This window comes from Sphingobium sp. BS19 (assembly GCF_027925545.1).
In the GTDB taxonomy this organism is placed as follows: Bacteria; Pseudomonadota; Alphaproteobacteria; order Sphingomonadales; family Sphingomonadaceae; genus Sphingobium.
In genome coordinates, this window is the sequence record NZ_BSEF01000024.1 from 1 (window position 1) to 13,877 (window position 13,877).

The following is a 13,877-nucleotide window of genomic DNA, read 5'->3' on the forward strand; positions in this document are numbered from 1 at the left end:
ACCGACCGCCGGCTCCGGAAACGGCTTCTCCGCCATTACCGCCCTCCGGTTCCGCTTCGCTCCACCTCCAGGCGGCAATGGCAACGGAGGCGATAATGCACTAACAATCAGCACGGACCACTCAGTGGGGGCCGGTCACCTATGCCCGGGATAGGCAATTTGTCGGCGGCTGCCGACCAGGCCAGTTGTCCGGATCCGCCAAAATGAACGTCCACTCCTACCACTAGCTGCCGACTGGACGGCTCGAAGCGGAGGGTCGGCAAGGCGCCCTATTCCGGGCAACGCGCCAATAGCATGCGTTCAACGAAAAGGGGGGCGTTGGCTGACAGAAAGTTGCAGGCATAGTGTGTCGCCGGGCGCGGTTTGGCCATTGCACGCACACAGTCCGATGGAGACACGAGGAGTTGCAGCCTTGTGCATCATCGCCACTCTTGGCTAAGCAGGGCGGCCCCGAGAGTTGCGAGAAGAGACAGAGTGAAAAAAGCGAGCGTTACGTCGCATGCACATAGCTTTGCGAGCAGATGGGCGGTCGTGGGACTGGTCATTGGCGTCGCCTTCTTCGTGATAAGTGCGGCCCTTGCCTATCTCAACATCGCGAATGTGCGCGCCAGCGAACGCGAGATCCGGCGCACCCATGGCGTTCTCACCACGCTTGACGATGTGCTGTCTGCCATGCTCGATGCCGAGACCGGGCAGCGCGGATATTTGCTGACGGGGCGGGACACATATCTCGACCCTTATGCCGAGGGAATCGCACGCGCCGATGACGAATTGCGCAAGCTTAATGGCCTGACGCGCGCCAACCCCGTCCAGAAGGAAACCTTCGTCTCCCTGGAAAACAGGGTCATGGCCAGAATGCGGATCATGAGTGATGTCATCAAGGTGCGTCGGGTCGGCGGTGTCGAGGCTGCGGTAGCCGCGTTGAACACCGATCGTGGCAAGAATGTCATGGATGATATTCGCGAACAGATCGCGCGAATGACGCGCGAAGAGCAGCGGATTCGTGAAACCCGTCTCGTTGCGATGGCAGCCGCCTCTCAGGCGGCGATTGTCAGTTCCGTCATAACCAGCCTCACCGGTATAGGACTGACGATCGCCATTTTCATCCTGTTCATGCGCAATGCGCGCAGCCGCGAACGCCAGCAGTGGCTTCAGGGCGCGCAGGCCGATCTGGCCAAGGCGATGATGGGCGACAAGAGCATTTCGGAGCTCGCCGCAGCCATCCTTGGGTTCATGCACGAGCGGACTGGTAGCCCTGTTGGCGCGCTATTTAAGGGAGAAGGCGGTAGCTTCCGGCGCGCCAACATGCTCGGCGTGCCCAGCGATGCCGATGTCCCCGATAAATTCGCGCTAAACGAGGGACTGATGGGCCACGTCGCGGTCGATGGCAAGATCATGGTTCTTAACGATGTTCCGCCGGGCTATCTTACGGTCGGATCGTCGCTCGGACGCTCCGCGCCGCGGCATCTCGTCATCGCGCCGGCCAAGGCAGACGATGTGGTAAATGCGGTAATCGAACTCGGGTTTTTCGAGCCTGTGGACCCTGTGGTACTCAAACTGCTCGACGAGGCATCCGGCACCATCGGCATTGCATTGCGCTCGGCGCGGTTTCGCGAACGCCTGCAGGATGCCCTCGAGGAGACCCAGCATCAGGCCAGTGAACTGCAAGCGCAATCGGAAGAGTTGCGGGTGTCCAACGAGGAACTCGAAGAACAGGGGACAGCGCTGCGCGAATCGCAGGCGCGGCTCGAGCTTCAGCAGGTCGAGCTCGAGCAGACCAACAGCCAGCTTGAGGAACAGGCGCAGACGCTCGAAACCCAGCGTGACGAGCTCGAACGCGCCAGCGCCACTTTGCAGCTCAAGGCGCGCGAACTGGAACAAGCCAGCCAGTACAAGACCGATTTCCTCGCGAACATGAGCCACGAACTTCGCACTCCGCTCAACTCGCTGCTGATCCTGTCGAAGCTGCTCGGCGACAATGTCGATGGCAATCTATCGCCGGAGCAGGTGCGGTTCGCGCAGACGATCCAGTCGTCGGGCAACGACCTTCTCAACCTGATCAACGACATTCTCGATCTCTCCAAGATCGAGGCGGGGCACATCGAAATCCAGCCGGCGGCGGTGCCGGTGGACCGGCTGCTGAACGATCTGCAGAAGGTCTTCCAGCCCATCGCAGACGAGCGGAGGCTGACATTGTCGTTGGAGCTCTCCGACGATTGCCCGCGCACATTCCTCACCGATCGCATGCGCCTGGAACAGATTCTCAAGAACCTGATGTCGAATGCGCTCAAGTTCACAGAGCGTGGCAGCGTGTGCCTGACCATAGCGTCGGCGGCCGACAACAGCGTGACGCTGACGGTCGCGGATACGGGCATCGGCATTACTCAGGAGCAGCAGGACAGCATTTTCGACGCGTTCCAACAGGCCGATGGCTCGATCAGTCGGCGCTATGGCGGGACGGGTCTGGGCCTGTCGATCTCGCGCGAACTTGCCCGGCTACTTGGCGGCGCGATCACGGTGGAAAGCAAGGTCGGCGTGGGCAGCCGGTTCATGCTGACCATCCCCGCGACCTATGATCCTTCCAAGGTTCCCGTGCGCGAGCAAACGCGCGCCGCGCCGCAGCCGACGTTGGCCAACCCACAGCCTGTCAAGCGCCGTGCGGCGGCCAAACCTCGCCCTTCCGGGGTTGAGGACGACCGCAACGTGCTCGAAACCGGCAAGCGGCTGCTGCTGGTGATCGAAGACGATGCGACCTTCGCCTCGATCGTGTGCGACCTGTCGCACGATCTGGGCTTCCAGTGCATCGTCGCCGGAACCGCGCAGGAGGCCATCGACGTTGCGCGCGACTACAAGCCGAGCGCGATCGTGCTCGATATCGGTCTGCCCGACCAGTCCGGGCTGACCGTTCTCGATCATCTCAAGCACCAGAACGAGACCCGGCACATCCCGATCCATGTGATCTCCGGCGCCGACCAGAGCCAGACCGCGCTGGCGCTGGGAGCCATCGGCTATCTGGAAAAGCCGGTCCAGCGGGAACGGCTGGCCCAAGTGCTGGCCGGGCTGCAGCAGAAGCTCGCATCCTCAATGCGGCGTGTGCTGATCGTGGAGGACAACGAAGTCCAGCGCGATGCGGTATCTGAACTGCTCAAGTCGCAGGATGTGGAAACCGTGGGGGTGGGCACGGTGGCCAGGTGTCTGGAGCTGCTGCGAAGCGAGTCTTTCGATTGCATGGTGCTCGATCTTGCGCTGCCCGATGCGTCGGGTTTTTCGCTGCTGGAAGAGCTGAGTCAAGACAGCGACCGCGCCTATCCGCCGGTGATCATCTATACCGGGCGCGATCTGACGGCCGAGGAGGAGCAGCGTCTGCGTCGCTATTCCAGCTCGATCATCATCAAGGGCGCCAAGTCGCCAGAACGGCTGCTGGATGAGGTCTCGCTGTTCCTCCACCAGGTCGTCGCCGAAATGCCGCCCGAACAGCGCCGGATGCTTGAAAAGGCCCGGCATCGCGATGCCGCGCTCGAGGGGCGGAGGGTGCTCATCGTCGAAGATGATGTGCGGAACGTTTATTCGCTTACCAGCGTTCTGGAACCGCGCGGCGTGATCGCCAAGATTGCGCGCAATGGCCAGGAGGCGCTTGATATTCTGGAGGCAAGCGACGATCAGGCCGATCAGTCGATCGACCTCGTGCTGATGGACGTAATGATGCCTGTAATGGACGGGCTGACTGCCGTGCGCGAGATGCGAAGCGATCCCAAATGGGCTAAGCTGCCGGTCATCATGCTGACCGCCAAAGCCATGCCGGACGATCAGCAGAACTGCCTCGATGCGGGTGCCAACGATTATATGGCCAAGCCTATCGATGTCGACAAACTGCTCTCGCTGGTGCGGGTATGGATGCCGCGCTAGTGACCAGCTCAATCGAGGACATCGAAATCCAGCTGTTGCTGGAAGCGCTGTACCAGCATTATCATTATGACTTCCGGCACTATGCCCGCGCCTCAATAAAGCGTCGGCTGGTGCAAGCGCGCGCGCAACTGGGATATGACAGCATTTCTGCAATCCAGGCGGAAGTGCTGCGTGACGCGACTTTGCTGCCAAGATTGCTCGATTTCCTGACGGTGCAGGTCAGCGAGATGTTTCGCGATCCATCCTATTTCCGGGCGCTGCGGGAGAAGGTCATCCCGCATCTGCGAACCTATCCTTCGCTCAAGGTGTGGGTGGCCGGGTGCAGCAATGGCGAGGAACTCTATTCGCTCGCCATCCTGTTCCATGAAGAGGGACTGGCCAAGAAAACCCTCTTTTATGCCACCGACATTAACCCGACCGCGCTCAATGCCGCGCAAGCCGGCGTGTATCCGCTCGACCGAATCCGGCTGTTCACCGAAAATCACCAGCAATCGGGCGGACGCTCATCGCTGTCCGACTATTACACCGCTAACTATGGCCGTGCGGTGTTCGACAAAACGCTGTGCAGCCAAGCGGTGTTTTCGGATCACAGCTTGGTCACCGATGCCGCGTTCGGCGAGATGCACCTCATCTCCTGCCGCAACGTGTTGATCTATTTCGACCGCGAGCTGCAGGACCGCGCGGTCGGGTTGTTCCGGGATTCGCTCGCGCGCAGAGGTTTTCTGGGCCTCGGCTCGAAGGAGAGCCTGCGTTTTTCCGCGCATGCCGCTGCATTTGGCGCGTTTGCGCGGGAAGAAAAGATCTATCAGCGGGCCGGTTCATGACCAGAGCTATCGTCATCGGCGCGTCGGCAGGTGGAGTCCAGGCTCTGTCCTGGATTCTGACGGCCTTGCCACCGCATTTCGCGCACCCGATCCTGATTGTCCTTCATGTGCCGCAGCGCAATGACAACCCGCTCATCGAGTTGCTGCGGCTCCGATGTCTGCTCGAGATTAAAGAGGCGGAGGACAAGGAAGCTCTTCAACAAGGCACGGTCTATTTCGCGCCTCCGGGCTACCATCTGCTGCTAGAGAAAAACATGGCGATTGCCTTGACTTCCGATGAACCTGTCAACTACTCGCGCCCCGCGATCGATGTCCTGTTCGAAACAGCCGCAGACGCTTTGGGCCCTGAACTGACCGGCATCGTCCTGACCGGTGCCAATCATGATGGCGCCGAGGGGCTTCGGGCGATCTGGGCGGCGGGTGGCACGGTGATCGTCCAGGACCCGGTGACCGCTGAAATGCCAACCATGCCGCTAGCCGCGCTCGAGGCGTGCCCGGCGGCCCGATGCCTGAGCATCGACGAAATTGTTAATTATCTGCGGAAGGAGGCGGCGTGATGACCTTGGCAAACGAACCGGTCCGCATTCTGCTGGTCGATGACCTGGAGGAGAACCTCATCGCCCTGAACGCGCTGCTGCGTCGCGAGGGGCTGAGCTGCGACACCGCCCGCAGTGGCGAGGAGGCGCTCGAGCTGCTGCTGGTCAAGGACTATGCGCTGGCGTTTCTCGATGTCCATATGCCGGGCATGGATGGCTTCGAGCTGGCCGAGTTCATGCGCAACAGCGAACGGTCTCGGCACATTCCGATCATCTTCGTCACAGCTGGTGCGGGCGACGGGACTCGGCGGTTCAAGGGCTATGAGGCCGGTGCGGTCGATTTCATCCAGAAGCCGATCGAGCCCGATATCCTGCGATCGAAAGCGCGTGTGTTTCTTGAGCTCTACAGCCAGCGCCGACAACTGGCAGCGCAGCGCGATGAACTTGCCGCGTTGAGCGCATCGCTGAAGCAAGCCGATATTCAGAAGAACCGCTTCCTGGCGGTTCTGGGGCACGAGCTGCGCAACCCGATCGCAGCGCTGAATGCCGGGCTGATCATGCTCGAGCGGAAAAAGGGACAGCCTGTCGAAGGCGACATTCGTATTTCGATGAACCGCTGTCTGACGCACATGACACGGTTGGTGGAGGAACTGCTCGACATCGCGCGGATCGAGCAAGGCAAGATTTCTCTGCAGTGCGAGCGAGTAGACCTGAACGATGTGCTGGCGTTTGCCGTCGAAACATCGCGTCCAGCGATCGAAGAGGCAGGGCATACGCTGCAAATCGATCTTCCGCCAGGTCCGGTGCTGCTTGACGCCGATCACGCCCGCCTGGCGCAGATTATTGGCAACCTGATCAGCAATGCTGCCAAATACACTCCTGCAGCGGGCGAAATCCGGGTGACCGCGCGGGTTGAAGACCAGACTGCCTGGATTGAGGTTGCCGACAACGGTATCGGCATTGCGCCTGATCAGCAAAGCCGGATATTCGGGATTTTTGAGCAAGCCGATGTCAAGGGCAAGGTCAAGCAGGACGGCCTCGGGATCGGGCTGGCGCTGGTGAAGCAGCTGGTTGCGCTGCATGGCGGCACCATCCGCCTGAAGCACAGTGCACCCGGGGAAGGCAGCACGTTCGAGGTGTGCCTTCCTACGGTCGAATGACGCCCGGCTCGTCTGGTGCTACGCGCCTACAGGCGAGCCCGAGTTTGATTTTTTTCTGGGATTGCGATCGGGGTCGCAGCGCGGACGGTCCGCAACGCCTGTTTAAGTCCTTCTTCGAACGTGGGGTGATAGAAGGGCATTTCGAGCAGCGGCGTCGCGCTCGTCTTCTGCTAGATCGCCCATGGCCGCTGGTGGCCCAGATGTTCGCTCGGAGGGTTACCGGGTCCGCGCCGATCAGTGCGCCGCCGCGGGCAGCAACGTGCAATGTGAGTGAGCCCTCGTTCCGCGCGTCCACCTGTACGGCCTTGATCGCTTAAGGCCGCTGTTCCGCGCACCGCCACTTCCTCTTCTGCCCCGCGGATGCTGACGACCTTTAGGGGATCCTGAACCCGGCGTGGCGTTAGAAGTACACCAGGGGGAGGCGGTCGCAGCATTGCGTTTTGCGACCATGCTGACATGTGATACCGCGTGGAGCTTGCTGCTCGAATGGTGGGAGACGCCGTTGTCGCCGCGCAGGTGTCCCATCGCTATCCAGGTGATGGTCGATATCATGGTGAGGGCGAATTATCGTCCACCCGGCCAGAATATGTCCATATTTTCGTTGGCGAATTCTGGGCGTCGGGTTTTGGCGAAGAAAATGCCGCTGCATGCAGATTTTCCAAAAAGCAATTCCCCGCAGCCCAACTAGAAGGCAATCAACAGGATTTGCAAAGCACGTATCAACTCACTGCGTCCGGTCAGGCTAGCCAGTTGATCCAATCTCCATATGCGTGGCAAATTGCCAGCAGGCGGGTATCGCCGCTCGACCAGCTGCTCAGGCGCAGCTGAACTTCCTGGCGTTGTTCTGTCCATTCAAAGCTGATCCAAACGAGTGGTCGCCTGAGAGTGGCGCGCCCGCCTGCACGTGCGATCATGTCTTCGATATCAGCGCGGTCGCATTGGCTGAGGTACTGCAAGACCATGGAGTGGAAAACGACGCGGCACACCCCACCCTACTCAGACACCTTCAATTGTTCTGGCAGCCATTTGAGAGCAGCATGGCGATCGACGCGCGGTTGAAAGCTTTGCGCCATTGCCAATGCTTTCTCCAGCCGCCGGGCACGCTGCGGCTGATCGGCCCATACATAGGACAGCAGCCGTTCGCGGCTCGTTTCATCGTCGACCCGTAGCGGATTGATATCGGTCCCCCGCGCTGCGACGACGTCGATGGCGGCCCAAGGTACTGTTGGGCCTCGCCAGCGGGGGGCGATGTGCACGGAGGAATCGGTCATTCCTGCCAAGGTGTCACCCAGTTCGAACGCGTAGCGCCCCAGATTAAGATTGAGACCGCAACTCGCACCGATTTCCAGCAACTCGAAGGGTAGCCCAAATTCCTTGCGCGCTACCATCAGCGCGGCGGCGATCGAGGCCGACCGACCCACTTCGTTAGTTTGCGGCGCCTCGCCCAAGGCGCATGAGATGAAACGGTCTTCCACCTCCAGTACCTCGCCAATGGGACCATCGAAGTCCCCCTGTAAGCGCGTGTATAACGTGCTGAGTGCGGGCGTGGTTGCCCTTCCGGGCAAGCGCATGCAGCGCAGCATTAAACCGCATCGCAACGGCATCGCGCGATGCGCTTCCGGGCCGTTTGCGAATTAGCGCTGCTGTCCTCGGGGCACGATCGAGCTGGCGTTCGCCCGCCTCGAGAACCGCCGCGACGAAGGGCGATCCCAGCTACCGCGCCACCTTGGCATGCCGCTCAAGTTCACCAAGTCCCGAGAACAACGCAACCGAATTCATCTAGGTACCTTGCTCAGAGTGCGGATTCACCCACTCCATGTGTGGACGCTCTGGTGGCTCGACTGTGAGATATTATCGCTGTTCGTATCCCCTGATAGATGGTCGAAGCCCAGCTACCGCCCGGCCAGAGAGATGCTTCAGCTGCCCGGAGAAATGCGGCTTCGACGTTCTCGCGCGATGTTTTGGCGCGCCATCGAGGTTGAACCGGCTCGCTCGCTCGGCAAGACCGTTGACTTCGCTGGCCAAGTTGCGCGCAGCTGCAGAGGTTTCCTCGACCATTGCCGCATTCTGCTGCGTTCCGCGATCCATCGTGCCGATTGCCGCGCTGATTTCGCTGATTGCACGCGATTGGGCTAGATTGTCGGCCGCAATGCTACAGAGCAGATCGTTGACCTGAACAACTCCCGTTGAGATGTCGGCCAGCGCCGCATCGACCTTGTGCACAGCCTCAACCGCCGTAACGATGTCGGTCTGGGTGGCGCTCAGCTGATTGCGCGCGCGGGCAGCCTCTTCCTCAGCACGCATCGCCAGAGCCGAGACAAGATCGGCGACAACAGCAAAGCCGCGCCCGGCGTCGCCGGCACGGCCGGCCTCGACGGCGGCATTCATCGCCAAAACACGTGTCTGGAAAGCGATCTTGTCAAGACCTTCGATGACACTGTCGATGCCCTTGGCACTGTCGGATACGCGGCTCATCGCCTGCACGGCCTGTTCGGCGGTGGCACGTCCGTTAGCAACGGTTGTCATCGTGCCGTTTGCCTGGTCGGCCGTGCTACTGGCAGATGCGGACGTTGCCTTCAGCCGGTCATCCATCTGTATGACCGCTGCCGCTGTCTCTTCAAGACTGGCCGCATTACTTTCAGTTCGCCGCGCCAGATCTTCTGACGCTTTAGCGATTTCATCGGATCCGGTTCGGATTGTCGCAGTCGATTCCCTGACGGAGGCGATCATCTCGCGCAATGCGATTACGGCTTCGTTGAAGTTGGTTTTGACGGCCTCGTAGCTTTGCGGGAATCCCTGGGTAATGACTGCGGTAAGATTGCCTTGGGCTACTTCAGCGAGATGGTTAGAAACTGTTTCGACCACCATCTGCTGCTCGGCATCGGCCCGCGCGGCGTTTTTGTCGGCCGCATCCTTCGCAACCGCGGCATCCCGGAAGACCAGCACCGCACGCGCCATGTCTCCCAGCTCGTCACTCCGGTCTACATCGGGAACAGTCGCATTGTGTCGCCCCGCAGCGAGATCGCCCATTGTCGCGGTGAGGCGAGACACTGGTTGAGCGATCAATTTGCTCAGCACGAAGGCAAGCACAATCGCGATACCGATCAGCGCAATGCCGCCTACAACGAGGACTGTAATTGCAGACGCTATCGCGCGCTCCTGACGCGCCGAATTCTGCTCAATCTCGGCAACCTGCCTATCGCGTATTTTGCGAAGTGGCAGCACTGCAGCGCTTGTCAGTACGGCCTTTCCGGCGGCGCGCACATCAGCCTGCGCCGCATCGCGCTGTCCCCCCCTGACGCGGGCTACCATACGGTCACCCCAGTTCTTGCGCCAGGCAAGTGTCGCCGCGCGGGATTCAAGTAGCGCCGCACGCAGCGCTGGTTCAGTCAGCAGTGTCTCAAGGTCGGTAGAGGCCTTGTCATACTCCTGATGCGCTTCGTCATATGACTTGAGGTAGGTCTCGTCCGCTGTCACCAGAAAGCCACGCATCTGGCTGTTCTGCCGAAGCAACGCGGTTTCCAAGGTGAGCACCTTGGCGTGCACCGTCTGGCTGAGATTGTTGCTATGTGACGCGCTGCGGATCGCCGTCACGTTCGAGAAGAAGACAATCATCATCGCGGCTGCCGACACACAGACGATGAAGAACGACAGCGCCAGTTTTGTAGGAATTTTCATGGATATAAACATCTGTGTGCCTTCGATGTGGGCTGGCCCAATTTAGAGCTCGTAGCGCACCGATGCCGAAATTGTGCGGCCGTTCGCAGCCCGGCCCCAACCGACGCCATTGCTGGGAACGCGCGTCTGACTGATTTCGATGATCGCTACCTTATCGAACGCGTTGTTGACGTTGACCATGAATTGCAGCCGCTCGACCGGGCGATACTGGACAAACGGGTTTACCAGCACATAGCCGGGAATCTTTAGGGCATTGATATCCTGCGCAAAGCTGCTGGTGTTGCCCACGACATAGGCGCCCACCGTCAGTTGCCTGGTCTCATATTGCGGTGTTGCCTGATAAATAAGCTTTGGCTGGCGCCGTGGCACCATCCCGGCAACGGCTGTGTTCAGCCGGTCGCTGACGATTTCCGCATCGGTATAGGTCAGGCCGCCGGTGATGCTGAAGGGCCCGCGCTGGAAACCGGCTTCCACTTCGGCACCATGAGCGCGATAATTGCGATCGGTAGTGATGGCACCGGCCTGGACATTGGTGTCTTCGGTCTTGGCCATGAAGCCGGTGATGTTGAAGGTTAGCCCCGGTCGGCGAAACTTCAGGCCGACTTCGGCTTGCGTGACGATGTCCGCACCATCGGCTCTATCGGGCATGCTGCCATCCGTGACGCTGACTTTCGACGAGAAGAGAACTTTGTCGGCGTTCGCTCTTGCGCCTCGGCTGTACCGCGCGAACACGGCGAGGGGCTCTGCGATGCGGAAATTGATCCCGGTCGAATAGCTCAGATAGTGATAATCATAGTGCACGGGCGCGGGGCGCGTCAGAGGTATGATGTTGGTCTTCGACTCGGCGACCGAGATCACCCCGTCTCCGTTAAAGTCGTATGAGGTTGTCCCGATCCGTCCGCCGCCCAGGTCAAACCCGAACAACTGACCGCGGACTTTGCCGATATCGTAGCGGATGCTCCCGCCGATGGCGATCTTACCGATGTGGTAGTTGATCGACCCATAGGGGGCCGTCACATCATATTGCACGTCGTAGGTGCGCCTAAAAAAGCCGGTGCTGCCGGACCTTGTGAAGCCCAGAAAGCCGTCCTGACTCTGCGGCACGCCGGCAGCATTGGTATAGTTTATCAGGGCCGAATTGCCGTCCCCGCGGACGTCTTGCGTAATGTTGGAGTAGAGCCAGTCCGATGTGAGGTCCTGCAATGATTTGTACGCGCCCCCGGTCAATGTGAACTTGCCCCCACCGAAATCGACAACGCGCGTTGCCCGGATGTCACCGGTGAAGTTGTCTAGCGACCGGACGTCGATCTTGGACAGCGATGTCGCCGCGATCAGTCCGTTGCCGTTTATGTTCGCTGCGGGCGTGATGACCTGGCCCATATTAGGGCCATTGGCGTAGGTGAGAATGCCGGTGCCTGCCCCCAGCGACGCCGGGAGCCCGCTGGCCGGGTAGATGTTCGCGACAAGGTCGCGGATCGTGGTGCCTGAGATCTTCGAGTAGCGGGCCCTTCCCGTGACCGTCCAGTCAGCGATGTCGAACTGCGATTCAAGGCCGACCGCCTTCACCAATGCACTCAGGCCCTGGCTCATCGGCACAGTGATCGGTTGGTTGTTGCCGTCGAGCGTCGGGAAGCTGGTAATGTACCGCGACTGTACGGAGTCCCGGCGAACGTCAAAATTCGCAAAGCTCGTGTAGGTCGGGTTAGCATCGGTACCGGTGATCCGGATTGGTCCGGGCAGATAGGCCGGTGCCCGGTCATCCAGATATTTGGCTGATAGGCGAATATAGCCGGCGTCGAACTCCTTGGTGATATTGAACTTCAGTTGGCCGCCCTGATACGCATTGAAACCAACGCCGCGCTGCCCTTCGCCGGAGCGATAAAAGCCGCCAAGGTGAAAGCGCAGTGTGTCGTTAATTCTGCCACCATAGTCGAAGTCGAGGCGCTTCGTGTCATAGTCGACGCCTGTTGTGAGTTCAATTGCGCCACCTTCGACATCGCCTGTTTTCGAAATCAGGTTTATCACCCCACCTGGTGAGTTCGACGCAAACGTCGATGCTGACCCCCCCCGGATTGCCTCGACAGCCGAGAGATTGGAGTCGGCCCTGATGAAAAGGTCCGAAGCCACGTTGAAGAAGTCGCCGAACTCCAGGACGGGCAACCCATCTTCCTGGATTTGCATGAATTTGGAACCACCAGACGCGAGCGGCAGGCCGCGGATCGTATAGCTGCCATTAGCCTCACCGGTCGAGGACTCGGTCCTGATCCCAGGAATGCTGCGAAGGATTTCGGCGAGCGAGCGCGCTCCGATTTTCTTGATATCGTCGGCCCTAAGGGAACTTGTCGAGGTTGCGCTATCAAGGCGATCGCGCCCTTTGGCGACGCCGGTTGAAAAAACTGCTTCAGCAGGCCTTTGCTTAGCCGGGTCTTTGGTCGCTTCGCTGGCCGTAATTGCGCTTTCGGCAATAGCGGCTTTCTTGGCCATGGCGGCTGGAGCCAGAGCGCATGTAGCGACGCTGAGTAGCAGATAATATTTTTTCGCCACGCTGGCATCTCCCTTTAGTTTCAATATATTGTAGGAGACGCAACGCATTGCCGCTCGCAATGCACAAAAACTTTGCTTCGAGCGTGCGGCATCAGGACGGATTGCTCCAATCGTCGGCCCCGCTTACCGGCCAAGTTTCAAGTTCCGCGCCATCACCCGGATGTCGGCTTGTTCATTCGCGTTGTTTGAAACTTGGCAGCGCGCCATCGGCCAACCCTGATAAATTCCTAGTCACGTGTGATTGTCACTGGGAATGACGGGTTCCGACAAGGTCTGACCATTTGGACTTAGCAGTGAGAAAGTGGGCTTAGGCCGATACCTGCCCTTCGGCGCATCTGAATGGCGAAAATCGGTGCCGCCTACATTGCGGTCGTCCTGTGTTGTATTCGCGGACAACGAAGCCGGCCATTGGTGCTAGTCTAATCGGTACGATCTGGTAGTGATGATGCCTTTAAGCTCGATCCGAACCGGAAACTTACTGGGTCGTATTGCGTTAGACAGTCGCCGCCCCTTCAGTGCGCTGGAACCGCTCGATCCGAAAAGGGAAATCACCGATGCCGCACCAATCCAGTCTTCTCAAGCAGCAAGAGGCCAAGAGCACAGCGGTTGCGCACGCAAAAGTTATCGCGCCGGGCGTTCCCGCACGGCTTGGCTCGACCCCCTCCACGACGTTTCGGGGTAACCCTGCAATTTTCGGGCGACTGGTCGAAGATCACGACAAGCATCGTGCATTGCTAGCAATGATCGAAGCGACCAGTCCGAAGGATCCAGCTCGCAAGCTCTTGTTCGAAGAGTTTGTCCGTGATGTTCACGGCCATGCCGCTGCGGAGGAGCAAGCACTATGGTCGACCATTATGCGCAATCCAGAAACCACACAGTTCGCGCGCCACGCCGTCGGCGATCATCACAAAATCGACAAGCTTATGGCCGACGCTGCGGCGAGGGATATAACGTCGCCGGGCTGGCTTCGCCACTTCGCCAAGCTCAAAGAGGAATATCTCGATCATATTCTTGAAGAGGAAACCGAGCAGTTCGTCGAAGCTGAAAAGACCCTTAGCCCACCAGACCAGCGTTATATGCGTCGAGTATTTAGTCGCCGTAAAAAGGCTGAAAAGGCCGCGGCCGAAATAGAGAAGAAAATCGCGCTCAAGCCGACCTGACCACCTCGATTCGCGAAGTAAGCTATCGTTCCCAAGCCAAATCTTGGCATTCGAAAGCCGCCTTTCATG

At 59.6% G+C, this 13,877-nt stretch carries 9 protein-coding genes and 1 pseudogene; 7 read left to right on the forward strand and 3 right to left on the reverse strand.

The genetic code is table 11. The annotated features are described in order from the left end of the window. The 6 genes from QMG56_RS20070 to QMG56_RS20095 all read left to right on the forward strand — a co-directional run. Positions 1 to 104, forward strand: a 104-nt coding sequence (locus tag QMG56_RS20070; protein ID WP_281824432.1) for an integrase catalytic subunit, incomplete at its 5' end; no start/stop codon positions are given. Positions 105 to 531: 427 nt separating this feature from the next. Further along, on the forward strand, positions 532 to 3,906 hold the full coding sequence (locus QMG56_RS20075; RefSeq protein ID WP_281824396.1) for a response regulator: 3,375 nt from the start codon (positions 532 to 534) through the stop codon (positions 3,904 to 3,906). Further along, a complete protein-coding gene (locus QMG56_RS20080; RefSeq protein ID WP_281824397.1) occupies positions 3,891 to 4,730 on the forward strand; it encodes a protein-glutamate O-methyltransferase CheR in 840 nt (279 codons plus the stop codon). The genes QMG56_RS20075 and QMG56_RS20080 overlap by 16 nt, the downstream gene beginning before the upstream one ends. Continuing rightward, the gene (locus QMG56_RS20085) at positions 4,727 to 5,287 is read left to right on the forward strand and encodes a chemotaxis protein CheB (RefSeq protein ID WP_281824398.1); all 561 of its coding nucleotides are present in this window, start codon (positions 4,727 to 4,729) and stop codon (positions 5,285 to 5,287) included. The genes QMG56_RS20080 and QMG56_RS20085 overlap by 4 nt, the downstream gene beginning before the upstream one ends. Further along, positions 5,287 to 6,426: a hybrid sensor histidine kinase/response regulator gene (locus QMG56_RS20090; RefSeq protein WP_281824399.1), complete on the forward strand. Its 1,140-nt coding sequence runs from the start codon at positions 5,287 to 5,289 to the stop codon at positions 6,424 to 6,426. Before QMG56_RS20085 ends, QMG56_RS20090 begins: the two co-directional genes overlap by 1 nt. A gap of 468 nt (positions 6,427 to 6,894) precedes the next feature. Beyond that, on the forward strand, positions 6,895 to 7,254 hold the full coding sequence (locus tag QMG56_RS20095) for a hypothetical protein (protein ID WP_281824435.1): 360 nt from the start codon (positions 6,895 to 6,897) through the stop codon (positions 7,252 to 7,254). Here the strand turns inward: QMG56_RS20095 and QMG56_RS20100 are convergent. From QMG56_RS20100 to QMG56_RS20110, 3 genes and pseudogenes are all read right to left on the reverse strand, one after another. Continuing rightward, positions 7,164 to 8,030: pseudogene (locus tag QMG56_RS20100) on the reverse strand (DUF2332 domain-containing protein). The gene QMG56_RS20095 and the pseudogene QMG56_RS20100 sit on opposite strands and share 91 nt — an antisense overlap. 247 nt (positions 8,031 to 8,277) lie before the next feature. Then, complete coding sequence (locus QMG56_RS20105) at positions 8,278 to 10,104, reverse strand: methyl-accepting chemotaxis protein (RefSeq protein WP_375713734.1); 1,827 nt, start codon at positions 10,102 to 10,104, stop codon at positions 8,278 to 8,280. A gap of 42 nt (positions 10,105 to 10,146) precedes the next feature. Continuing rightward, positions 10,147 to 12,648 (reverse strand): TonB-dependent receptor domain-containing protein, encoded by a 2,502-nt coding sequence (locus tag QMG56_RS20110; protein ID WP_281824401.1) that lies wholly within the window; start codon positions 12,646 to 12,648, stop codon positions 10,147 to 10,149. Positions 12,649 to 13,202: 554 nt separating this feature from the next. On the opposite strand from QMG56_RS20110, the gene QMG56_RS20115 reads away from it, so the two are divergent. Next, positions 13,203 to 13,808, forward strand: a complete 606-nt coding sequence (locus QMG56_RS20115) for a hemerythrin domain-containing protein (RefSeq protein ID WP_281824402.1) — start codon at positions 13,203 to 13,205, stop codon at positions 13,806 to 13,808. The last annotated feature ends 69 nt before the right edge of the window (positions 13,809 to 13,877 follow it).

Bases quoted from the DNA above. Each gene is read 5' to 3' on its own strand.
- QMG56_RS20105 (WP_375713734.1), bottom strand. From the start codon at position 10,104: ATGAAAATTCCTACAAAACTGGCGCTGTCGTTCTTCATCGTCTGTGTG.
- QMG56_RS20080 (WP_281824397.1), top strand. From the start codon at position 3,891: ATGGATGCCGCGCTAGTGACCAGCTCAATCGAGGACATCGAAATCCAG.
- QMG56_RS20090 (WP_281824399.1), top strand. From the start codon at position 5,287: ATGACCTTGGCAAACGAACCGGTCCGCATTCTGCTGGTCGATGACCTG.
- QMG56_RS20085 (WP_281824398.1), top strand. From the start codon at position 4,727: ATGACCAGAGCTATCGTCATCGGCGCGTCGGCAGGTGGAGTCCAGGCT.
- QMG56_RS20115 (WP_281824402.1), top strand. From the start codon at position 13,203: ATGCCGCACCAATCCAGTCTTCTCAAGCAGCAAGAGGCCAAGAGCACA.